14 protein-coding genes and 1 pseudogene are annotated in these 23,477 nt (G+C 68.1%); 6 read left to right on the top strand and 9 right to left on the bottom strand.

Annotation, left to right across the window (positions count from 1 at the left end):
• Nucleotides 1-90: 90 nt before the first annotated feature.
• The 6 genes from FJV41_RS06400 to FJV41_RS06375 form a co-directional block, all read right to left on the bottom strand.
• Nucleotides 91-720 (bottom strand): hypothetical protein, encoded by a 630-nt coding sequence (locus FJV41_RS06400; RefSeq protein ID WP_141641520.1) that lies wholly within the window; start codon nucleotides 718-720, stop codon nucleotides 91-93.
• Nucleotides 713-7,807, bottom strand: coding sequence for a polymorphic toxin-type HINT domain-containing protein (locus FJV41_RS06395; protein WP_141641519.1), 7,095 nt, complete (start codon nucleotides 7,805-7,807; stop codon nucleotides 713-715). The genes FJV41_RS06400 and FJV41_RS06395 overlap by 8 nt, the downstream gene beginning before the upstream one ends.
• A 107-nt stretch (nucleotides 7,808-7,914) precedes the next feature.
• Nucleotides 7,915-8,988: a hypothetical protein gene (locus FJV41_RS06390; RefSeq protein WP_141641518.1), complete on the bottom strand. Its 1,074-nt coding sequence runs from the start codon at nucleotides 8,986-8,988 to the stop codon at nucleotides 7,915-7,917.
• A gap of 140 nt (nucleotides 8,989-9,128) precedes the next feature.
• Nucleotides 9,129-9,779, bottom strand: coding sequence for a hypothetical protein (locus FJV41_RS06385; protein WP_141641517.1), 651 nt, complete (start codon nucleotides 9,777-9,779; stop codon nucleotides 9,129-9,131).
• 123 nt (nucleotides 9,780-9,902) lie between these two features.
• Nucleotides 9,903-10,586 carry a hypothetical protein gene (locus FJV41_RS06380; RefSeq protein WP_246137035.1) on the bottom strand — a complete coding sequence of 228 codons (684 nt, stop codon included), beginning with the start codon at nucleotides 10,584-10,586 and terminating at the stop codon, nucleotides 9,903-9,905.
• 2 nt (nucleotides 10,587-10,588) lie between these two features.
• Nucleotides 10,589-11,113, bottom strand: coding sequence for an RNA polymerase sigma factor (locus tag FJV41_RS06375; protein ID WP_141641515.1), 525 nt, complete (start codon nucleotides 11,111-11,113; stop codon nucleotides 10,589-10,591).
• A gap of 217 nt (nucleotides 11,114-11,330) precedes the next feature.
• On the opposite strand from FJV41_RS06375, the gene FJV41_RS06370 reads away from it, so the two are divergent.
• The 5 genes from FJV41_RS06370 (at nucleotide 11,331) to FJV41_RS06350 (ending at nucleotide 18,108) form a co-directional block, all read left to right on the top strand.
• Nucleotides 11,331-12,593 carry a DEAD/DEAH box helicase gene (locus FJV41_RS06370; protein WP_141641514.1) on the top strand — a complete coding sequence of 421 codons (1,263 nt, stop codon included), beginning with the start codon at nucleotides 11,331-11,333 and terminating at the stop codon, nucleotides 12,591-12,593.
• A gap of 71 nt (nucleotides 12,594-12,664) precedes the next feature.
• Nucleotides 12,665-15,259 carry an exonuclease/endonuclease/phosphatase family protein gene (locus tag FJV41_RS06365; protein ID WP_141641513.1) on the top strand — a complete coding sequence of 865 codons (2,595 nt, stop codon included), beginning with the start codon at nucleotides 12,665-12,667 and terminating at the stop codon, nucleotides 15,257-15,259.
• Nucleotides 15,256-16,095, top strand: coding sequence for a hypothetical protein (locus FJV41_RS06360; RefSeq protein ID WP_141641512.1), 840 nt, complete (start codon nucleotides 15,256-15,258; stop codon nucleotides 16,093-16,095). Before FJV41_RS06365 ends, FJV41_RS06360 begins: the two co-directional genes overlap by 4 nt.
• A 207-nt stretch (nucleotides 16,096-16,302) precedes the next feature.
• Nucleotides 16,303-17,256, top strand: coding sequence for an Ig-like domain-containing protein (locus tag FJV41_RS06355; protein WP_246137034.1), 954 nt, complete (start codon nucleotides 16,303-16,305; stop codon nucleotides 17,254-17,256).
• 153 nt (nucleotides 17,257-17,409) lie between these two features.
• Nucleotides 17,410-18,108 carry a hypothetical protein gene (locus tag FJV41_RS06350; protein WP_217446514.1) on the top strand — a complete coding sequence of 233 codons (699 nt, stop codon included), beginning with the start codon at nucleotides 17,410-17,412 and terminating at the stop codon, nucleotides 18,106-18,108.
• A gap of 33 nt (nucleotides 18,109-18,141) precedes the next feature.
• Here FJV41_RS06350 and FJV41_RS06345 read toward each other — a convergent pair whose 3' ends face one another.
• Together FJV41_RS06345 and FJV41_RS06340 are read right to left on the bottom strand one after the other, a co-directional pair.
• On the bottom strand, nucleotides 18,142-19,785 hold the full coding sequence (locus FJV41_RS06345) for a serine hydrolase (protein ID WP_181790436.1): 1,644 nt from the start codon (nucleotides 19,783-19,785) through the stop codon (nucleotides 18,142-18,144).
• A gap of 251 nt (nucleotides 19,786-20,036) precedes the next feature.
• Complete coding sequence (locus FJV41_RS06340; RefSeq protein WP_141641509.1) at nucleotides 20,037-21,500, bottom strand: hypothetical protein; 1,464 nt, start codon at nucleotides 21,498-21,500, stop codon at nucleotides 20,037-20,039.
• A gap of 298 nt (nucleotides 21,501-21,798) precedes the next feature.
• Between FJV41_RS06340 and FJV41_RS06335 the strand changes: the two genes are divergently transcribed.
• A complete protein-coding gene (locus FJV41_RS06335) occupies nucleotides 21,799-23,211 on the top strand; it encodes an amidohydrolase family protein (RefSeq protein WP_141641508.1) in 1,413 nt (470 codons plus the stop codon).
• A gap of 74 nt (nucleotides 23,212-23,285) precedes the next feature.
• Here FJV41_RS06335 and FJV41_RS53105 read toward each other — a convergent pair.
• Nucleotides 23,286-23,477, bottom strand: a pseudogene (locus FJV41_RS53105) (IS630 family transposase); the annotation flags it as partial.

Raw genomic sequence — 23,477 nt, 5'->3', positions numbered from 1 at the left:
CCGCTGACGGGCCCCTCGGACAGAGCGCGGAGAGGGTGCACCGCCGTACGGTCCCGCACCTTCGTGGAGGAGCCCCCTGCCGCGAGGGCCTCAGGGCCCCGGAGGGAAGACTTCCTCCAGGACCTCTGGGTCCTTCACCGCGCCCCGGAAGGACTGCTCCAGCGCATCCGTGAACCACTCCGGCTTCAGGGCGAGCACCAGGTAGCTGAAGCACGCCCGCGCCGGCGTCAGCCCCGTCCCGAGCGGCGTCAGCCACCGCAGGTCGACGGGCATCCCTCGGCGCTGCCGGATCAACAGGGCGCGGACGACATCACGGATGAACCGGACGCCCACCACGGTGAGCGGAAACGAGGGCACGTCACACATCCGCCACAGCGCCAGCAGGAAGTCATCGCAGGTGCCCCCGGGAACGGCGAGCACCGCGTCGAGGACCTTGTCGAGCAGCCCGCTGGACCAGCGCGGAGTGCCCGTGTCCACGTACATCGCCAGCAACGCCAACCTGCACGCGCCCTGGCGCTCCGACGCCCCGGGAAGGCCCCGCACCCCACCTTCCTCGGACAGGGGCGGGCTTCCCAGTGCGACCAGAACCGGGCCATAGGCCGCCCTGAGCGCGGGCGGCCAATCAGCGATCCGCGCGCGGAGGTCGTCCAGGTGGCCCGAATCACGGGCCCCCAGCAGCTCGGCCTCCGCGCCGTTCTTCAGTGAGGCGAGGTCAGTCATGAAGCAGGACTTTGACCATGGTTCCAGGGTCCATTTCACCACTCTGCACGCGCCGGATGATTTCCTCCGTCCGGTGGTGGCCACCCGACAGGCTCAATCCACCCTTCGCCCCGCTGGCGCTGATGGGGTCGTCGAGCCGGAACATGATCAGGTCGTCGTTGCTCATCTTCAGGATGCCCCCCCGCTGGATGTCATTCGTCGGGTGCAGTCGCGTGGCGATGCGCCCCGACAGCTCCCCGGCGGACAGCTCGTAGATTCGGGGATTGAACTCCGCGAGCGTGGGCGGGCGCGGATTCCTGGGGCTGCCGAAACCGCCCTTGGAGATGCGGTACAGGACGCTCTCGGGCAGCTCGTTGAGGGCCACCCGGCTGGCGGCAATCGACGAGATGTTGTGAACCCAGGTGGACAGCTCGCCCACGAAGTAGGTGTGCGCGTGCTCGACCTCGAAGTTGTAGACGGTCTCCGGCCCCGGCAGCGACTGGAGCGAGTGGACCCGGATGGGATTGCCCGCCACCGTCTGCAGCGCGTCCCCCGGCGCCAGCATCTGCGCCTGGGTCCAGCCCCGGCCCTGGACCCAGAAGGGATGCTCGGCGGTGACGCCCAGCGCCTCCAGCGACCCGGCGTCCTCGGAGATGAGCTCCAGCAGCAGCACGGCCCGGTCCGGCTTGACGAAGGTGCGTGACACCTGGTGCCAGCCGGGCTCCTGCGTCTCCTCGTCCCATGCCCAGACCCAGTCTCCCTCTCGGACCTCCTCGATGGGCACCGGCCCCGCGAGCGCGAGCACCGGTGTGCCCGCGACGAAGCAGCCTCCGCCCAACATGATGGCCCGGGCATAGGAGGTCGTGCTGGAGCCAGCCATCCGCAGCGCCATGGCTCCGTCGACGATGGCGGCCCGGAAGGCGAACTTCGCCACCCGACCCACGCCGCGCGTCAGCAGGTCCACGGCCACGAACTCCAGGCCGACCTTCACCACCTCGCCTGTCATGCGCCGGTAGTGCTCGAACCGCGCCATCTGCCATTCGTGCTCGGTGCCGTAGTACGTCCCCAGCGTGGGCTGGGACAGACCGTGCTGGGCCATGTAGCGCGGCAGGTTGCCGGGCTGCTGCCGGACCAGGGCCTTGTGCTGTGCCTCCAGGCTGCTGGTGCCGTTCTGGTCCGCGGAACGAGACAGCTCCGCCGGAGGCCCCCCCCACTCCGCCGCGCCCGCGCCCGCCTCCAGGTTCGGCGGCTGGTATCGCGGCGCCCGGACAATCGTCTCGCCTCCATCCGGCAGGTCATCCCCCTGCGCCTGGAAGCCCGTCGGGTCCGTCCACCGGAGCGGGTTGTTCAGCGTGTAGGCGTAGCGGTTGTAGGACTGACCGTCATGCGGGAACTGGACGAAGGGGTCCGGCGTGAGGAAGCGCGCCGTCTCCGGGTCGTAGATACGCCCGCCCATGTTCACCAGGCCGAACTCGTCATCGGCCTCGTGTCCCGTGAAGCCCTTCTTCACCGAGCTGGTTCCCACCGACGCCGCCACGGGCAGCGCGTGCGGCATCCGTCCGGCGCCAAAGGGCTCGAACTTCATCCGCTCCCCGTCGAGCACGTTGCCCAGGGCATCCACCACGCGCTCGGTGGAGCCCAGGTGGTCGCCCAGCAGGTACAGCGTCTGGTCCGCGCCGCCGTCCGTCCAGACGACCTGCGCGACGGTGCGCGGGCCGCCCGACACATGGAAGACATGCTGCGTCTGGCCGCCCTGCTGACGCTTCTCGTAGAGGCCCCCCACGTACGTCGTGACACCGCCCAGGCTGCTGCGCTTGAGCACGCGCCCCTGGCCACCGTCGTACTTGAAGCTCACCTCGCGGCCCGCGCCAGTGATGCGCCGGGGCAGGTCGAACGCGGTGTAGGTCACCGCCCGGCTCGGCGCGCTCACCTGGTTGCCGTTCGCGTCGTAACCGTAGGCTCCCGCCTGCGTCTGCTTCACCGCGTGGGGCCCCGCTCCCGGGCCGGTATACGTGCTGGTGGTCGCCGTCCCGGTGCCTTCCAGCACGCGGCGCTCCAGCAGGTTGCCCAGGTCGTCGTAGTGGTACTCCAGGGCGGAGCGGCGGCAGTTCTGGAACACGGTCCACTTCTTGAGCCGGTCCAGGGTGTCGTACTCGAAGTCCTCCGTCGTCCTGGAGAGCACGTCGTTGCGGTTGAGGAGGTTGCCCTCCAGGTCCCACTCGTAGGCCAGGCCCTGGAGCGCGGTGGCGCCGCGCTTCGAGTCGATGAAGCGCAGCCGGCCCCTGGGGTCGTGACGGCGGTGCGTCACCACGTCGTTGCCCAACTGCTCCTGCGTGAGCTGCCCCAGGTCGTCGTACCCCTGCGCCGTCCAGTACGCCTTGGGCTCGGTGGGGGAACGGACCTCCTTCAGGAAGCCGTAGTCCGAATAGGAATGGACCACGGAGAGGCGCCGGGCGCCCGCCTGCGGGTACTGCACCGTGGCCAGCCGCCCGTTCGCGTCATAGGTGCGGTTGACGGCGTAGGCGGAGCCCTCGATGTTCCAGGTGCTCTGCTCCAGCTGGCCCTTGACGTTGTAGAGGTGCGCGACGGTGACACCGTCCGGGCTGGTGGAGCTGGTAATCGCCCCCTTGAGCGAGGTGTCCCACTCCAGGGCGTACTGGCCATCCGGCGTCGTCACCCGCTTCTGGCGTCCCAGCGCGTCGTACTCGTCATAGACCGTCTGTCCGCCCTTCCCATCCGTCTCCAGACGCGGGTCGCCGAAGGCGTTGTAGAGGGTGGTGCTCACGCCCGAGTCGGGGTCCGTCACCTGCGTCCTGCGGCCCAGCACGTCGTGCTCGAGCACGACCGAGTTGCCCGCGGAGTCGGTCACCTGGCGAAGCACGCCGAAGGGGCCGAAGGCATACGTCGTCCGCAGCTCCCGTCCGGTGGCTTCATAGGCACTGCTGGCCACGAGCTGACCGATGGCGTTGGACTCCGTGGTCGTCTTGTTGTTTCGCTCGTCCAGGCGCGTCGTCTTGCGGCCGTCGTACGTATAGGTGACGGCGCCCCCTTCCGGCGCGGTGAGGCTCAGCGGACGGTCCATCAGGTCATACGTGGCCACCGAGTAGCGCACCGGGGCCACCCCGGAGTACGGCCTCGACACGTTCACCTTGCGGCCCAGCGCGTCGTAGCTGCTCAGCACGGTGACGATGCGGTTGTCGAAGCCCCGCGTGTCACGGCGAATCTCGCGGCCGAGGTTGTCGGCGGTGACGGCCGTCTGCTGACCGCCCACCACCTGCGTGGTGACCTTCAGCCAGCCCAGGGAGTCCGCGCCGTAGTTGACGAGCTCCGTCTCACCCGACGGCGCGACGGTGCTGCGAAGCCGTCCGAAGCCGTCGTAGCGGTGATGGGTGAGCAACCCGTTGGAGTCCTCGATGACCAGCGGAATCCCAAGCCCGGGGTGATAGGCCATGCGATTGCGGTGCCCCTGGGCGTTGAAGGTGGTGGCCGGAAGCAGGTGCTCCACCGCGTCGTAATGCGTGCGCTCCACACGCGTCGTGCCCGAACCGGTGCGCGACACCTGCTCCACCAGTCCGAAGGCATCCCGTCCGTACAGGGTGGTCAACGTCACGTCCGCGCCGCCCGTCGGCTCCATCACGGTCTGCAGCAGCAGGCCCCGGCTGTCGTACTCGTGCGTCAGCACCCGCGTCTGGGTGCGCAGGTCGGCGGTGGTGCTCGTCACCACCACCCGGCGAGGCAGGCCCATGAGCCAGTTCGCCACGAGGTTGTCGATGATGGGCACCTCCGTCTTGGTGTGCCAGGAGCGCCCGGTGAGCGCCCCCGCCAGCACCTCGTCATCGAACTGGTCGGTCGTGGTGGCGTTGCCGTGCGCGTCCTGCGCTTGCAGCTGCCGGCTGCGGCGCGTCAGGGGCAGCGTCGTCCCCGTGCCTTCCCGATACTCGTCCGTCACCTGGTTCGCGTAGAGGAAGGGCCGGCCTCCCGCGCTGGTCGCCACCGTGTAGAGGTGGCCGCGCTGGTGCTCGTGCCGGACGCCCGTGGCGAGCGTCAGCGCCGTCGCCTCCGTCGCGGGAATGAACGAGCGCAGGTACAGGCCGCTGGTCCGCGACTGGTTGTCATAGGTGGTCACCGTCGTGGCGTTCGTCTGCCGGTTGATGAGCGTGCGCTTGCCGAAGCCCTGCCAGCCATGGCCCTGGACGTCCGTGCGAGCGGCCTCATAGGCGTAGAAGAACTTGTTGAAGTTGCTGGTGCGCGTCCCGTCGTCGACGCCCGACTCGACGACGACCCACATGTTGCGCGGACACTGCTGCGGGTAGACGCAGGTGCCGGGGGTGTGGATGCGCGGCTGTCCCGACGCGGCCGGCTGCTGCAGGAAGTGCTGGTAGCGCGCCGTCACGGCCTTGCCATGCTTGCCCACCCGGACGGCCGTCAGCGCGTCCGGCAGCTCGCCCTGGCGCAGGTACACGCGGAGCACGCCGTAGGCCTTCTGCTGCGCCACGGGGACCGAGAGGTCGTCCTCCACCTGGATGATGTCGGCGAGGCCGTCTCCGTTCGCGTCGAAGACCTGGGAGAAGCGCTGCCCGTAGCCGAAGGGCTTCGCGACGGAGGTGCCTCCCGTCGAGTGGCCCACGGGGATGTCCAGCTCCCGCGGCTCGAAGTGGTCATCCCGGCCCAGCAGCACCCACACCTTCGCGCGGGTCTCCGTTCGGCCGCTGTAGTCCCCCGCGTCCGTCACCAGCAGGTCCTGCCGACCGTCGCGGTCGAAGTCCATCACCCGCACGCCGGGGTCCAGGCCGCGAGGATTGGGGCGAATCCACGAGGGGCTCAGCTCGTGCCTCGCGTCCAGGTTCTGCGCCACGGGCGGCATGAAGCCGTTGCCCGTGTTGATGGAGATGAGCAGGTCGCCGTAGAGCGTCCCGTGCGAGTCGGTGTCGCGGTCCCTCCGGCTGCTCACCGCATCCGCGAGGCCGTCGCCGTTGATGTCCACGAACCAGGTCCTGTTGTAGTGCCAGCGCCAGTTGAGCGAAGGCGAGGACGCCACCGGCACCGCGGACAGCCCGGCGTCGGCGTACCGGTATGCAGCCGCCGCCCCCACGCCCACCGCGAGGTACTGCGCGGAGAAGTCGTCGTCCGTACGGGTGTCGGCGGTGCGCACCAGCACCTCGGTGCTGCCATCGCCGTCCACGTCGACGGTGTAACCCGCGTGGTCCACGCCCGAGCGCAGCGGCACCTGCGTGTACGCCGACAGCACGAACCCGCCCTGGTTCATCCGGTAGCCCCAGTCAAAGGGCTGCGGGGACTTGGTGGAGCGGAACAGCTCCGGCAGGCCGTCACCGTTCATGTCCGCAACCTGCATCACCGGGACGCGGACGGGGGTCGTGGACGTCGCGGCCTCCCACCAGAACTGGAACGTCTCCGCCGCCTGGATGTTGGCCGCCTCGAACGCCGAGCCGTTGAAGCGATACAACTGGTAGTAGCCGTTCTGTCCGCTGGCGTCCGCGCGCTGGAGCGCGACGACCTCCGACACGCCGTCGCCGTTCATGTCGACGATGCGCAGGTCGTCGTCGCCATTGCCCGTCTTGGACAGGGGGAGCTGGGCGTTGATGGGGGGGCCGAAGACGCCCGCGCTGGCGGCCAGACGGTAGTACCAGACAGAGTCACCCAGGCTGACCGTGTTGCCATAAACGGGGTCCGAGATGATGCGGGCCTGGTCGTTGCGGCGGTAGAGCAGGTCATCCCGTCCGTCGCCGTTGATATCCAGCGTGTGGAGCGTCCAGAAGTCCTGGACGCCCGGAATGATCTGCCCACCCAGGGTGGCGTCCGGAGCCCCCAGCGTCTTGACGTCGCGGATGGGGACGTAGTTGCCACCCACGAGCTCCGTGGCCGTCACGGCCTGGAAGTCACGCAACTGGACGACGGGGTCATCACAGTCGTTGTCCGGGCTGGCGCTGCAGTCCACGCCCTCCGTGTAGCTGAGCTCCACCGGGTCCCGGCAGATGCCCTGGCCGTCACATTCGAACACGCGATCAAGCAAGCTCCTGCGGGTGACGCGGGCGACGCGGTAGCTCAGCTCGTAGGCGCGAAGCAGCACGTCATTGCGCGTCGTGGGCGTCGAGGCCAGGCCAGGTCCATACATCTCGATGCGCGACAGCCGCTTGGACGCGCGCAGCTTCAAGCCCGACACGAAGCGCACCTCCGAGTCCGGACGGGCCGCCACCGGATAGACGAAGCGCACGCTGCGACGGCGGAGGTTGTCCGTGGTGTCGCTCGCGTGGCCCGTGTAGTCGATGCGGTCGGGCACGTGCTCGTAGCCACTGCTCGCGTTGCCATCCAGCACGTAGCGGATGCGCAAATCATTGCCGGCGCGGTCGCGGACCTCGGACAACGCCCAGCTCAACCGGACGGTGGTGTCGGGGCCCTGAGACACCACCCCGGTCGCCGGGTCCGTCGTGAAGCTCATCCGCTGCCCCTCCAGACGGGAGAAGGTGGTGGCGTGCTTGCCGTAGGACAGGATGCGACCATCCTTCGAGTACACCTCGAAGTAGTCGGGAGCCCCCGTGCCATCGATGTGGGCGAGCACCTTGGAGAACGACTCCACCTCCGTCCGGTACTCGATGAGCGAGCCGCTGCTGGCGACAACCACCAGTCGCTTGCCATCCAGACAGAAGGCGTCCTCCGGGAGGAAGCGCACCGGGGCCGTCAGCCCGTCCTGGGCAAAGGTCTTCCGGCAGCGCATGACCTGCGAGAAGCCGTTGACCGCCCAGCCCACGCCCACCAGCCCATTGCCCGCGCGGCTGTGGTAACCGAGCGACAACTTCGGCTCAAGGCCCGCGCGGCCCTGAGGCACCCAGAGCGGGAAGCCATAGGACGCCGCGCCGTCCGAGGTGACGTTGAAGTTCGCGTCCACCTGCCCTGGCGTGGTGCCGGTGGACTTCGTCTCCGTGTGCATCATGGAGAAGGGCGGAATGACGAGCGGGTCATCATTGAGCACCCGCTCTCGCGACTGTCCCAGCTCGGCTTCCGAGGCAGGGCTCTGCTGGGATGACCCACAACCTCCCGCGCCGTGGAGCAGGGAGACGCTCAACACAAGCATCGACGTGAAGCGCTTCATTGCCACTTCCTTGCGAGTCCTTTGGACCCGGATTGGACCTACGGCCTGAATGGTCTGGAACACGTTGAAGGCAGCCTGAATCCGCGCGTCTTCCGACGCGGGTTCCGCTACCCGCCCTGGCTCATCCCGCAGGGGCCGCAATCCAGCGTCCCACCGCAAGTGTCCGTGATGACGCCGCAGTCCACGGCCTGCTGAGCACACGTCCTGGGCGCGCACGCCCCCACGCACACGTTGTTGTTGCAGATCTGCCCGGCGCCGCAGGCACCGCAGCTCAGCGTCCCGCCGCAGCCATCCGGGATGGAGCCGCAGTTCCTGCCCTGGACCGCGCAGCTCGTCGGCGTGCAGGAGCAGGAGCCCAGGTCACTGCGGCAGATGTTGCTCTCGTCGATGGTCCCATCACAGTCATCGTCCAGGCCGTTGCACGCCTCGGGAGGGGCATTGCAGACGCCGGACCAGGAGCCCGTCGCACAGGCCTCCGTGGAACCAGGGCACGCGCCTCCGGGGCCCACACATTCACGCGTGAGGGTGTTCGTACCCTGGCCGGGGGCATTGTTGACGACGCCGTCCTGGTCATCGTCACATCCGTTGCAGAGCTCCGCGGTGGGCGTGTCACGAGTACAGGGCCCCACGGTGCCATTCTCCCGGCACCACCGCTTCGCCGAGTAGCCGCTGCAGTCATCCGCGCAGGAGAGATACTGGGTCCCCACCTGGACCTTGCAGACGAGCTGTCCGCTCACGCAGTGGAGCTTGCCGAAGCACCCGTTCTGCTGGGCGTCACAGAGGATGGTGGGGACATAGTCTTCGTCAATCTGTCCGTCGCCGTCGTCGTCACACCCGTTGCAGATGTCGTCCTGGGCCCGATAGGCCGTGCAGGAGGTCCCGATGACATTGCCGGTTTCGGAGCAGAAACGAGTGCCCGAGCGTCCACACACGGAGCAGGCGGTGGTGGACGAACCGTCGTATTCGCACGGCCCCCAGTAGTCGTCACAGGTACGGGTGCCCTGGCAGGTCCCCTTGCTGCACTCCTGGGTCGCTCCAGACGGATAACACGTGGCCCACGCCTCGGCGGGGACCAGTCCCAGGAGGAGCGCGAAGCCGCTCAGGAGGAGAGGGAGATACCGCCGGAGGATGCCCTCGGCCCCGAGAGACTGGCGTGGGCCGGGAACCGCTTCACGGGACAACGGAGGCAGCACTCCGCTCACAGCAGGAGATGGGAAGGTACGCATGGTGTACCTGTCATACGAAGGGCTCCCGGTTTTCTGGTCGTCCCTCCCGCGCGGCGCACCTCCAGCGCCACTCGAAGACCTTTCAGCCCGTCCCGCTATTCCTCGGCGTCGTTGGCGAGCAGCGCGTCAGGGTCCGTGAACAACTCATCCGCCCGTTCAGACAGCGCCAGGCGCTGCAATCCCTCGTTGGCGCCCTCACCCGCGAAGGCACAGGGCGTGTCGCGCAGCAGGAAGGCCTTCTCGGAGGACCTGACCGTTTCGGGCAGCTCGCCGTGGGTGTAGTACGTGTGGCTGGGGATGCTGATGGGTTCGTTGGTGTTCTGATACCGGTCCGTCACCCGCGGCAACACCTGCTCGGAATCAGCGCTCCTCCGACCGTAGGCGGCCTCCGTCATGTCGAAGCGGAGGAAGCACTGGTCCTCGCGTGTCGGCAGGAGGAGCTCCGCGAAGCCGTAGGGGACGTCGACGGAGTAGTGGATGACGGTGCCGGACGTGGGGTCCGTCAGCTTCACCTTGTGAGGGCCGCGACTGACCTCGAAGACGAGGTGGTCATCGTCCTTGCTCAGCTCCGGCGTCGGCTTCCCGTCCACGGCGAGCTCCACGGCGCTGCCTGCCACCGTCAAGACGTGCAGCCTGCCGACGCCGAGCGCCTGGTTGAGCACGGACGCGAGGCCCGCGCCGACGAACCCGACGACCACGACCACCACGGCGATGATCTGCACCTTGCGCACCGCGACGACCCCCATTCCGGGTCGACCGACGACCCGTGCGCGCGGGACGATAATCCACTCCCCGGGCGCCCGTGGAAAAGGAGGAGCGCTCGCCGTGCGACCTGTCGCCCCTGTGGGCAGTGCGCACAGGAGACCCGGCTACTTCTCGATGCTTCGCGGCGACGCCTCGAAGGCCGCGAGGCGGGCGAGTTGCTCGCGCGCCACGTTCAGGTTCGTCCCCGCGACGGCATGGGCCAGTCGCTGGAGCCACGCGGCCCCCGTGTGCCGCTTCGTGAGCCATCGACTGCCCACCACCATGATGGCCAGGAACACGAGCCCGAAGAGCACGTTCGCCGCCAGATAGCCTGTCCCCAGCACCCGATAGGCGTCCACCCCGACAAGCCCTCGCAGCCCGACGATGAGCAGCGGCGTCCACAGGAGCGGCGACAGCCACAGCACCCACTGTGTCGTGCGGACCGTGGAAGCCCTCAACGATTCCACGCCGGCCTGGAGCTGGGTGATGGGCGCGGCGTAGTCGAGCGCGCCCACGCGCAGCCACTGGCGGGCCGAGACGGCCGTGAGGACGAGCGCCACGCCATGAACCAGGAGCGCGGGGACGACGAACCGGGGCTCGCGCACGTTCGCCGCGATGAAGGCCCCCAGCGCGACCAGACTGACCAGCCCCATCACCAGCTCGAATCCCAGTGACCATCGCAGCCGCCCCATCATGGTCCGCGTCCCCTCCAGCTCCGTCGCGCGCAGCAGCCGTCGGTTGAGGCGAATCACCTCGTCCAGCCGCGCGTCATTCGCCTGCCAGCACTTCTGGAAGTCATCGAGTTCCATCGTCAGGTCTCCTTCGTCGTGTCGGTTGAGAGGCTGCGCATGTCCGTGCGCAGCCGGTCCTTCAGGCGGCCGATGCGCGTCGAGACATTGGTGGTGCTGATGCCGAGCACCTCGGCGATGTCCGCGTGGTCGTGGCCATCCAGGTACAGCATCGCCAGGGCCTTGCTCAGGTCATCGAGCCGGGCGATGCACTGGTACAGGAGCGCGAGGTCCTCCGACGGAGGCCCCTCCACGTCCCGAGCCACCTCCAGCATCTCCTGGCTCTCGGGCGCGAGATGTCGCTTCCGCGTCCCCTCCCTCCGCTGGAAGGAGATGGCCACGTTGAGCGCCACCCGATACATCCAGGTCGAGAACCGGAGCCGGTCGTCGTAGCGGGGAAACGACTGCCAGAGCTGGGCGATGGTCTCCTGGACCAGGTCGTCTGGCTCCACCCCAGGGCCGCCGTAGACGCGGGCGACCTTGTAGAGGATCCGCCGGTGCGCCTCCAGGAGGGCGAGGAAGCGGGAATGTCGGTCAGGTTCGGCCATCGAGGGTCCAGAGGTTGCGAGGGCGCGAGTGACGCGTCCATCGCCTTCACCCCATGGTTCGCGCCAGGAAGCGGAATCTCACACCGGCCCCTCTCTTTTCCGCTTGCGGTGGGCACGCCAGCACCGCCAGCCAGGGCGGCTGCCGCTGTGCCACCTCGCCTCCTTTGACGCCCTTTCGGACGGGTGCGTTCCCAACGGTGGGATAGGGTGCGCCGCCATGACCTTCTCCACCCTCGGTCTCTCGGACGCGCTCGTCCGCGCGATGAGCGACCTCGACTGCCTCGACCCGACCCCTGTGCAACGCGCGGCCATCCCGGCGGTGCTGCGCGGCGGTGACGTGTGGGCGTCGGCACCGACGGGCTCGGGGAAGACCGCCGCCTTCGTACTGCCGCTCCTGGAGGCCCTGGCCCAGAGCCCTGGCGGCAATCCCCGGCGGACCCGCGCCCTCATCGTCGTCCCCACCCGCGAGCTCGCCGCGCAAATCGCCGATGCCGTCGAGCAACTCGGCCGCCATCTGCCCCGGCGCCTGAAGACGTGCCTCGCGGTCGGCGGCGTCTCCATCAACCCCCAGATGCTGGCGCTGCGCGGAGGCGCGGACCTCGTCGTGGCCACGCCGGGCCGCGCGCTGGACCTGGTGGACCAGAACGCGCTCCGGCTCTCCACCGTGGAGACCCTGGTCCTCGACGAGGCCGACCAGCTCCTCTCGCTGGGCTTCGCCGACGAGCTCACGCGCCTGCTCGCCCTGCTCCCCAAGCGCCGCCAGAATCTACTGTTCTCCGCCACCTTTCCGCCCGCGGTGGGGAAGCTCGCCGAGCAGTTGCTGCACGAGCCCACCCGCATCGACATCCAGCCAGAAGCCCTGCCCGGCGCGGACCTCGTCGTCCAGCGCGCCATCGAGGTCGACGCGGGCCGGCGGACGATGCTGCTGCGTCACCTGCTGGAAACGCACGCCTGGTCCCACGTCCTGACCTTCGTGGCCAGCCGCTATGGGTCGGAGCACGTGGCGATGAAGCTCAACCGCGCCGGCATCACCGCGGCGCCCCTTCACGGAGAGCTCAGCCAGGGAGCACGCACGCGCGCGCTCGCGGACTTCAAGGCGAAGCGCGTGCAGGTCCTCGTCGCCACGGATGTCGCCGCGCGCGGCATCGACATCGTGCAGCTCCCCGCGGTCGTGAACTACGACCTGCCGCGCTCGCCCGTGGACTACGTGCACCGGATTGGCCGCACGGGCCGCGCCGGCGAGCCGGGCATGGCCATCAGCTTCATCAGCGCGGACACGCAGGCTCACTTCCGGCTCATCGAGCGGCGCCACCAGCTGCGCCTCGCGCGCGAGCAGCTCCCCGGGTTCGAGCCCGTCGACGTCCCCACCCCGCCCCTGGACGTGAATGGCGGCGTGAAGGGGAAGCGCAAGAGCAAGAAGGACAAGCTGCGAGAGGCCGCCGCCGAGGCCGCGAGCCGCCCGCCGTCGCGCCGCAAATAACGGGGCCGTGAATCGAAGGCGGGAAGATCCGCGAACGCCTTCGTTCCTCTGGGGCACAACCCGGAGGTTTCATGCAACGCGGTGCATTCCTGTTGGCTCTCGCCAGTCTCGTCCCCACATGGGCCCTGGCGGCGCCCCACGTCACGAGGCTTCCTCCCCAGAACGCCGCGGTCCACTGCGCCCCCGGCGCGACGTGCACCCAGCCCACGGTGGACGGCTGGGTTCCGCCGATGGAGTACGCCGACGGCAAGAAGTTCCCGTTGCAGGACTACGTGAACGGTGGCCCCAACGGCGAGCTCTACCTGTTCGTCAGCGACAACGCTGAATACACCTCGGACGAGTGCAACTTCGGAGTCCCCAATGCCGGGGGAATTCCCTCGGTCCAGACGAACCCCTGCCACTCGCAGACGCTGTTCATCGGCATGCGCCTGCCCCGACCCAAGGACGCCAACGGGAACTTCCTGGACGCCTCCGGCATCATCGACGTCTGGCTCGACGCCCAGCGCGACGCCACCATCAACCAGGTCGCCGGGGCGAACATGCCCCGCTCCGAGGACCGTCACCTCCAGCTTCGCTACTCCACCGGCCCGAACGGAAACACCACGCTCTCGCAGCGGATGGGCAACAACGCGAATGGATGGATGGCGCTGACGGCCCCCAACCAGGCCTGGGCCACCAGCGTCACGGTGGCGACCCCGGGCGCGCAGCCGTCCCGCGTACACATCGAGTTCGCCGTGAAGCTGCGCTCGAGCGTGCCGCCCATCGTCGGCAGCGAGCCGCTGTCGGCGCTCGTCCGCAAGCTGGGCCTCGGCCTCCAGAGCACCGTCTTCTCGGTGGCCGGCGCCACGCAGAAGGTGGGAGGCGGCACCTTCCCCAACGTGAAGAACCAGCCGCCCGTCAACTTCATGCCCTCCACCTGGGAGACGCTCGAGCTCAAGGAGCCCGTCTCCATCCCCCTGAGCTTCACGATGTGGAACGTGGGGCAGATGCCCGATGCGACCTTCTGGGTCAGCGACGGGGGCTCGGGAGAAATCGACACCGTCGCCGCGAAGATTTTCAGGAAGGAGGTCGCCTGCATCTCCGAAATCTGGATGTCCCATGAGCGCGGCGAGCTCATCGAGAAGGTCAACGCGCTGCGCGCCATCGAGTCGCTGCCGCCCATGCAGGCCGTCACGGAGCTGAACGACGACGTCCTCAAGCTGGCCACCGAGAGCACGGGCCTGGTGCTGTTGTCCTCGCGGCAGATTCTCGAGGGAGGCGTGCACCACTTCCCCTCGCACATGTGCACCGGCAATGACTGCCTCCAGGACAAGGGCGTCATCTGGGCTCGCATCGCCACCCCCGCCGCGACCGAGCCGGTCATCGTCATGGAAGAGACCGGCGCATCCAGGGTCTCCACCGCGACGGACTACGGCGAGTTCGTCGACGTGTTCTGCACCCACGTCAACGCGGGAGAGAACGTCCCCGGCCCCGACACCGATGCCCGCGAGGACCAGCTCTTCGACATCAAGGCCTACGTTCAGCAGGTGCGGAAGGGCGGGCCCCTGCACGCCAACACCTTCCCGTACCTGCTCGGCGACGACGACATCTTCCCCCAGGGCACCTGGCCGAGCGGCCTGGACCGCCCCGCCTTCTTGCTCGGGGACATGAACACCCTGGGGCCCAAGGCCACCCAGGCCGACTCCAACTTCCCGGCCTATCAAGACATGGTGGGCCCCAGCTTCCTGGCCATCAACCAGCGCACCGAGTTCGAGAAGGCAAACACCCTGTTCTCCGAAGCCCGGGACCTGGCCCGCACCTCGTCCGGCCCGGACCCGATGGCGACCGGGACGTGGCTGAGCAGCCAGTGCACGGACCTGGTGACGGACGAGCTGGGCTCCAAGGACCGCCTCGACTACGTGCTGGTGTTCCCCGCCGAGGACACGCTGGAGTTCCCCGCCTATGCCCTGCTCAAGGAGCCCACGGCGGACGTGAAGCCGCACTTCGACCCCGACTCCGGCTTCCTCCTGGAGAGCCCTCAGCAGTTCTTCCAGCAATGCCTGTCGGACCACGCGATGGTGGACGTGAGCGTGGCGTTGACGCGGGTGAAGGATGTCGTGAAGTACAACCCCGCCAAGCCGCACCGGATGGAGTACGCGGTGAAGCAGGTCACGGATTTGGAGACGGAGAGCGGCTGCTGCGCGGACTGGTTCACGCCCCGCGTACACATGACGGCGAATGGCTTCTTCCGGGAGAACGCCTTCCTGAACGTCGTCGAGGACCAGACCATCTACCCGAACTGGCTGGTGCACACCGGCCCTGACAATCCCACGCAGTTCCCTGACCTGCCGGCGAACTTCACGGGGGTGGTGAACATGACGTCGGCCATCTGGGAAGAGGATGTCGGCCCCAATGACCACTACGACTCCATCCCCGAGGGGGGCGCCGGGACGACGGTGGACGAGCGGGACGGCCACTTCAGCTTCTTCGCGGGGTCGGGAATGGTCCGCCGGGTGAAGGGTGAGACGAATCCCAATGATTGGTTCATGGGGCTCGAGCTGATGGGGAGCTTCCTCAATGGCTATGAGAACGGAATGACCCTGGAGACCGAAGGCAAGGACCTGGACACGGGCGACAACGCCCGGGTCCGCCACTACATCCAACTGAAGGAGCTCGAGTCCCCATGAGCGCAATGAATCTGAAGTCCGCGGTGCTCGCGCTGCTCCTCGGGGGCACGGCGACCGCCCACGCCGTCGAGCCGATGGTGCCCTACGACAACTTCAACCCGACGGAGTCCAACCCGCCTCGCGCGACGAAGGTGCGCGGCATCGACCCGGCCCGGTGGGCCAGCCAGGAGAGCGGAAGCCGGCAGCAGGCCCTTCGTGAGCTGGCCTTCACCCGCCTGCGGCTGATGAGCCGCTCCAACACGGGCGCCGGACGGTACGGACTGCGCTTCACCCAGCCGTCGGCGGTGACGGCCATCGAGGCGAAGGTTCGCGTGAACAACGCCAGAAGCACGGGTTGCTCGGTCTCCAGACTCGGAGTCGCCCACGGCACGGCGGAGCTGTCCGGCCACTTCTTCAATGCCTCCACTCCGGGCAGGGGCAGTGCGCGCGATGACATCACAGCCGCCATCCGCATTGTCTCCCGGTCGACAGACCCCGTGGGCTCGCAGGAGCTGCGGGTGGAGGCGGCCATCGAGCGGTGCAGGGACGCGTCCTGCACGGAGCGCAGCTCGCTCTTCACCGCGGACCTGGGGCTGATTCACCAGGGCGAACAGGTGAGGCTTCGGGTCCAATGGGACGCGGTGAATGACCGCTTCGTGTTCCAGCGGGACACCCAGCCGGAGGTGCATGGCGCCTACACCGTCGCGGACACCCAGGCTCCCGGAGTCTCGAACAAGGAGTTGGTGGTGACCCATGCCCTGCCCACCTGCGCGAGCGGCAGTCCCAGTCCGCTGGGGTATGTGAATGCATACTTCCATGATGTCCTGGTGAACGAAGCGGCCGCCCCCGCGCCTTGAGGGAGCCCGGGACTGGGGGGGCATGCTTTGAGCCCCCAGCACCCGTCCTTCCTTGTCAAGGCCCCCTTCGAGGCGGGCTGTTTGATATGTCGATGCCGTGGTTGCTCCCAATCCATGCGAGCGCCACACCCCGAAGGGGGAATCCACATGGGCATCGTTTCGAGAAGTGGCCGGGGCCTGGTCGCCGCACTGGTCGGGGTGGGCGCAATGGCTTCCATCAATTGTGGTGAGGGTCAGGACCTGCCGGAGAATACCCAGGCACCGGTCCAGCAGGAGCGTGCGCCCCTGGACTGCGCCTCCTCCAACGCGTGCGCCAGCCTCACGGCCCCCACCGTGGAGCTCACCGCTCCGGCTCCGGGCAGCTTCCTGCGTGGCACTGTCACGCTCACGGCGGACGCCTCGGATGACGTGGGCGTCACGCGCGTGGACTTCTTCGACGGGGCCACGCTCATCGGCTCCGCCACCCAGGCCCCCTTCAGTGTGAGCTGGAATACGACGACGGCCTCCGGCCCACGCACGCTGACGGCCCAGGCCTTCGACGCGAATGACGAGTCGGGCACCTCCAGCCCGGTGAGCGTCCTGGTGGACAACTTCGTCCCCATCATCCTGACCGGCTCCCCCCCGTACACGCCCCAGACCCTGAACTACGTGCGCGGCATCGTCAATCTGGGCTGGACGGTGACGGACCAGAACCTCTCGGGCGTCGCCCTGGCGGAGTTCCTCCTGAACGGAAACTTCGTGGCCTCACAGCCCGGCTACTCGGGCTTCACCTACAACTTCACGTGGGATACGCGGGTGCTGGGCAACACCTCCTACAGCCTGACACTGCGTGCGACCGACCACGCGGGCAACGTCCAGACGAACACCCGGACCCTCATCGTCGACAACGCCCTGCCCTCGTCGTTCCTCTCCGCGCCGGCCAACGGCTCGGTGGTCAGTGGCGTCGTCACGCTGTCCGCCAATGCCTCCGACAGCCAGGCCTTGCTCTATGTTGTCTTTGAAATCGACGGAGTCATACAGACGCCCTATTCAACCACCGCGCCGTTCACGAGGGCGTGGGACACGACGGGCAAATCAGGCACGCATGTGATTGTCGCCATCGCCTATGACCGGGCTGGCAACGGCCGACGCAGCAACGCCGCGACAGTCACGGTGCCCTGAGCCGCCCGCACCGGGGCGGGCCACGGGCGCAGGCGTGGCCCGCCCCGGTGCCATGAGGTGGGCCGCGCCTTGACGCACACTCGCCGTCATGTTCTCGTTGTAAACATGCCAATCATTCATGACGGAGTTGCTCTTCGGCGAGTGACGATTGCGATGACCGCACTCGTCTTCTTGCTCATTCCCGCAGCCGATGCTTCGGCGCAGCCCACCTTGACTTATTTGTCCGCGGCAGCGCCGGGCAAAACGGTCCGCGCCTGGGATTGTTGCAAGGCAAGCGGTTCATGGACTGGGAAGGCCGCGGTCAACGCTCCGGTCAAGTCTTGCGCCAAGGATGGCGTAACAGTGCTCAATGCGAGCACGCAAAGCGCCTGCAATGGCGGCTCCAGCTACGCGTGCAATAACAACCAGCCATGGGCCGTGACCCCGACCTTCTCCTATGGATTTGCCAGGGCGGACTTGCCTGGCAAGACCGAGAGTGACACGAGCTGCGCCTGTTACGCGTTGCAGTTCACCAGCACGACCGTGAAGGGCAAGACGCACGTGGTCCAGGTGGTCGGCCAGGGGCCAAGCACCGGGTCGAACTTTTTCGAACTGCTGATACCTGGCGGCGGGGTGGGTCTTTTCAACGGGTGTGCGCCTCAATGGGGTGCTCCAAGCTCTGGTTGGGGGGCACAATACGGCGGCATCAGCACCAAGGCCCAATGCGCCCAATTGCCGACTCAACTGCAGCCGGGCTGCAACTGGCGATTCGATTGGTTTCAGAACGCGGACAACCCCGAGATGACCTTCCGTCGGGTCAAATGCCCGGCGGAGCTCACCAACAAATCGGGGTGCATCCGCAAGGATGGCTGAGAAGAGAGGACAAAGACGCGCTGTTCCGAGCGACTAACGGCGGGTGAACACGCCCAGCTTGTCGCGGTTCCACGCATTGATGGTCAGCGAGAGGACCTTCGTTCGTGGAGCCGCGAAGAGCGCCCCTGAGAACCCGCTCGCGTTCTCACCCGTGGTCTGGAAGTAGAACTCGTCACCGCTGTAGTGGGTGAGCGGGAATCGCTTGCCGGCGGGGCCGACGGTGAAGGACAGCGCACCGTCTCGAAGCGACACGGTGAGGTCACCGTAGACGCGATTCGGATAGGTTCCGACGTAGGCGCCAAGGTTCCGCGCGGGGGTCGGGTTCACCGCGGGCTTGGAGTACTTCGTCTGGTCCGGGGTGATGGGCTCGGCGACGATGGGCGCGAGGAAGGCCAGCCAGTCTCGCGTCGACGCATTGTAGCGGACGATGTCCACGAACTCGGCGGCGATGGCCTCCGGAACCCCCCGGGGGTCCGAGTTCGTCAGCACGGCGATGGCCAGCTTCTTGGACGGATAGACGGTGATGACCGTGGACGCTCCGCGCCCGAAGCCTCCCGAGTGGCCGAGCCTCAGCTCCCCTGTGTCCTCGTAGTCGACGTTCCAGCCCAGCCCGTAGAAGCTCGCCCTCCCCCCCAGCTCCTCCGGACCATGGGTGACATTGTTGGGCTTCCAGACGGTCTGCAGCCCTGGTACGTCGACCACGGGGGTCTGAAGCCCCGGGAAGCCGCCCCCCGAAATCAACATCGTCAGCCACCGGGCCAGGTCGCGCACCGACGAGTTCGCGCCACCGGCGGGCGCCTGACCGTCATTGTTGGCGCCGAGGTCCGGCGTCCATTGGCCATTCACCAGCGTGTGCAGCGCCGCCCGGTTCTTGCTCGCCTGAAGGTCCGCGAAGGAATAGGAGGTGCTGCTCATGCCGAGCGGAGCGAAAATCATCTCCCGCGACAGGTCCTGCCAGGAGCGCCCAGTCGCCGTGGCGAACGCCTGCGCTCCGGCCGTCAGGCCATAGTTGGTATAGGCATAGTTGTCGCGAAACCGCGCCAGGGGATACAGCGCCAGCTTCGAGATGATCTGCTCACCAGTGTAGCCGAGGTCCTCGAGCAGGTCTCCCGCATGGTCGGGCAAGCCACTGCGATGCGAGAACATGTCGGCGACCGTGACGTGCTGCCCCACCCACGCGTCGGCGAGCGTGAAGCCCGGACGGAAGGTCTGGAGCGTGTCGTTCCAGTCCACCTTGGCCAACCGCCGCGTCAGCGCGGCGGCAATCACCGTGGAGCTCAGCGGCTTGGAGACCGAGGCGAGCTGAAACACCGTGTCCACATCGACGTCCCCCACCACGCCCGCCTGGCGTTCGCCCAGGCCCTTGAGGTACCGGACCTGGCCCTCGTACACCACGGCGACCGCGATGCCGGGCACGGAGGTGGCCGCCTTGTCCTTCTTGACGATGTCGTCGAGCACCGCCAGGGCTCGCGTCACTCCCTCGGCGGTGATCTGCCCGGAGGCCGTGGACGTCGCGGAGGCCACGGCCCTGGGGCCCGGTGCTGGCGCGGCCGCCGTCGAACCCGTCCCGGTGATGGCCGCCCCGACTCCCGCCGCGCCCAGGCCCCGCAGCAGCGTCCTGCGTGCCATTCCCGTCGCCGCCGTCGGTGCTGAACCCTGCCCATCGTCGTGCGCCATGACTCCCCCCGGAAGCCTCACGTCGAAACGGTTTCGACGCACCCGCGGAGCGCAGCCTGAGAGGCCCGTGGAGGCACTCGCAAGAGACCCAGGTCCCATTGTGCCGCCGAGTCAACGCACCCGTTTCCCAGGAGCCCCGCGTCGTCGCCGGAGCCAGCCGCGTCGCGGCGGACCGTCCTGGCGCCACGAAAAAGAGCCGCGCCCACCCTTGGAGTGGGGCGCGGCTCTCGGACATCAACACTGACAGCGGGCTACTGGCAGCCACCCGCCTGCAGGTAGTCGACCAGCGAACCACCGCCGCTCGAGTTCTCACGGCTCACCAGGCACTGGCCCGCGCCGACGGTCACGCTCGAGTCACCCGCGGTGAGCGACAGCTCGCCCGTCACCACCTGCACGCCGCCCTTGAAGCCGGTGGCGGCGTTGGCCCGCACCGGACGCAGGCTCGGGCCGCCCGTTCCACCCGTGAGGCGCACGCGATACGTCGCCTCTTCGTACGCCGACGGGACTTCCATCTCGGCGTCCGCCTTGAGCGGAGCCAGGAAGAAGCGCGCCACCAGGTCCACCTCCGGCTGCACGCGCACCAGCGGCAGCCCGTCATCCCCACGCGACAGCGTCAGGTCGAAGTGGCGGCCGGACTGGCTGTTCAGGTCCAGGGTGAAGAGCTTGTCGGCACCCAGGCTCAAGAAGCTCTGCGCGTCGCCGAGCCCCACGTGGGCCACGGTGAAGTCCTTCTGGTTCTCCGTCGCCTCCAGGGTGAACGACAGGCCCGACAGGGACACCGTCCAGTCCTTGCCGCGCAGCGCCGGCGCCAGGCCCGCGTACGGCAGGCGCACCTCGGTGGTGTTCAGGTCCAGCAGGAAGCGCGCGCGCTTCGCCGCGCCATCCGCCTCCAGCTCCACCAGCGGAGCGGCGCGCTCCGAAGAGATGGCGATGGTGCCATCCTCGCCCGTCAGCTCCAGACGCAGCGCCTGGAGGATGGAGCCGCTGACAATCCAGTGCTGTTCCCCCGCCTTCGTCACCTTCAGCTCCACCTGCCCCACCATCACCGTGGGCAGCGCCGCGGCCGCCTCCGCGTCGAGCTGCTGCACCGCGCTCTTCACGCCCCCCAGGTCCACCACCAGGGAGGTGGCCTTCGGCAGGAAGCGCAGCGACACGGGCTGGGCACGCTTGGACCCGATGAGGAACGTCAGCTCCAGCCCGTCATCATCCAGGGTCGTCGCGCGCACGCGCAGCTCGGACTGGTTCACGAACTTCACGCAGTCGGCGTCCGCCAGCACGCTGCCATCGGTGCAGACCTTCTCGCCCTTGAGCAGGAAGATGGTGGAGTCACCCTCCGTCGACTCCACGTGCTCCGCGATGAAGACGCGCTCGCGCAGGTACTTCTCCAGTCGCGCGGACTGGGCATTCGTCTTGGCCTCGTCGGAGAAGTCGGGAAGCGACGAGCCCCCCTCCTCATCCTCCTGACTCGGGAGCGCCGGCAGGGGCACGCCGTCAAAGCCCGCGCTGAAGACGGAGAGGGCCTCCTCCAGGCTGTCGACCGCGGGCAGGCCGTTCATCGTCCGCACGCTCGCGCTGACACCGCGCACCATCTCCGCCGAACGGCTGGCGGTGACATCCGCGACCTTCTGCGCATCGGGCGGGTTCTCGCTGTCGCATCCGGTGGCGACCAGGGCGAACACCGCGACGCCGGCAAGCCAGGACCTGGCGTTTCTCATGAGCTGCTCCTTGGAAAGGGTGTGAGTGCGTGCCCCCTCTTGAGCAATGCATGGGCCAACCGGGACTCCAGGTGTTTCCAGTGGTTACCACCACGACTGGGGGTGTAGCGCGCTGCACACCGCGACATCACTGTCACGAAGGCTACGCACCTCGCATCCCCGGCGCGCGCGCCCTGCTACGGATTGGACGCACCGCGCGAGGCGGCTGGTTTGACTTAATATACACCGTACACTAATCAGGCAGGCCTTGATTCCGGCGGAGCGTGAGCGCTGCACGTCCGGACAAAAGGAGCGACAGATGGCGGAGCGTTGGCTTCTCCAGGGCGCCACCGTGGTGACGGGAGACCGGGAGCACGAAGACCTTCCGTGCGGCGATATCCTCATCGAGGACGGGCTCATCACCGCGATGGGCCGGGAGCTGCGCGTGGAGGGCTGCCGCGTGCTCCCTCTCGCGGGGAAGCTCGTGATGCCGGGGCTCATCGATACCCATCGGCACACGTGGCAGACGCCGTTGCGTGGGTTGGGGGGTGACTGGACGGTGCTCGACTACCTCGCGGCCGTCCGGGTGAAGCTCTCCCCTGCCTTCCGCCCGGAGGATGTCCATGCGGGCACACTCGCGGGTGCACTCGAGGCGCTCGACGCGGGCATCACGACGCTCGTCGACCACGCCCACTGCATCGCGTCACCGGCACATGCGGACGCGGCCCTCCAGGGGCTCCAGGAGTCGGACATCCAGGCACTCTTCGCCTATGGCTACGCTGCGGGCTCCGAGCCGAGTCCCTCCTTCCCCACCCCCGAGCACCGCTTCGCCGATGCACGACGGCTCCGCGAAGGCCCGCTCTCCTCCGACAGCGGACGGGTGCGCCTGGGCATCGCGCTCACGGAGATGCAGATTCCTTGGGAGCAGAGCCGAGCGGAGGTCTGCTCGGCGCGTGAGCTCGGCGTGCCCATCACCCTGCATTGCTCGGCATGGCCCGTGACGGGGCCGAGCGAAGTCGAGCAACTGGAGCGTGAGGGCCTGCTCGGCCCGGACCTCCTCTTCGTGCACTGCACATTCAGCGGTGACGACGACCTGGCACGAATCGCGGGCAGTGGCGGCTCCATCTGCGCCACCCCGGAGTCGGAGCTTCAGATGGGCATGGGGTTCCCCGTCATCGGACGTGCCCTGCGCGCGGGGGTTCGGACGACGCTCGGCTGTGATGTCGTGGCGAGCAACGGAGGCGAGCTGTTCACCGCCATGCGGCTCGCGCTCCAGTCCGAGCGGGGCCGCGCGAATGCACGGGCGGGCCTGCCCAGGAGGCTCGACCTCAAGGCGGGCCAGATGCTCCGCATGGTGACGCAGGACGCGGCCGATGCCATCGGGCTCGGGGCCGTCACGGGCTCCCTGCGTCCCGGGAAACAGGCGGACCTGATTGTCCTCGCCGCCGACGCCCTGAACATGACTCCGCTGGGCCATCCGCGCGATGCGGTGGTGCTGCAGGCCCACGCGGGGAACGTCGAGTCGGTGATGGTTCGCGGCGAGCTCGTGAAGCACCAGGGGCGCCTCATCGGGACGGACGTGGCCGCCGTCCGCCAGAAGGCCCTGCGAGCGCGCGATGCGGTGCTGGAGCGCGTCGGAGGGCTGTCCGCGCTCCTCGCCGACCACGCGAAGCTGGAGGAGCATTGGGACCTTGGGAACGGGCGTGCAAGCGCCACCTCAGGGACGCGCTGACGACATGGCGTGAAGTACCCGTTTGCGTGCCTCGCGGAGCCCACTAGTACCTCGGCACAGAGGTTTTGAAGGGTTCAGGCCGCAGCGGCCACTGCTGCTTGGGCCTGGGGGTATGCTCGCCCGAGCTTGGTGCGGGCGCTGTCTATAGTGAAGCGCCAGCGGACGCGGGCGCCCTCCTTGTTGCGCATCCTCTCCCATCGGGCCACCTCCCGTTTCAAGGTGAGCTTGTTGCCAATTCGCCTGTCCAGGCATTGGCGGGTGAGCAC

This window comes from Myxococcus llanfairpwllgwyngyllgogerychwyrndrobwllllantysiliogogogochensis (assembly GCF_006636215.1).
GTDB classification, from domain to species: domain Bacteria; phylum Myxococcota; class Myxococcia; order Myxococcales; family Myxococcaceae; genus Myxococcus; species Myxococcus llanfairpwllgwyngyllgogerychwyrndrobwllllantysiliogogogochensis.
Note: the sequence above shows the minus strand (reverse complement) of the source record. Positions and strands in the feature narration are given on the sequence as shown.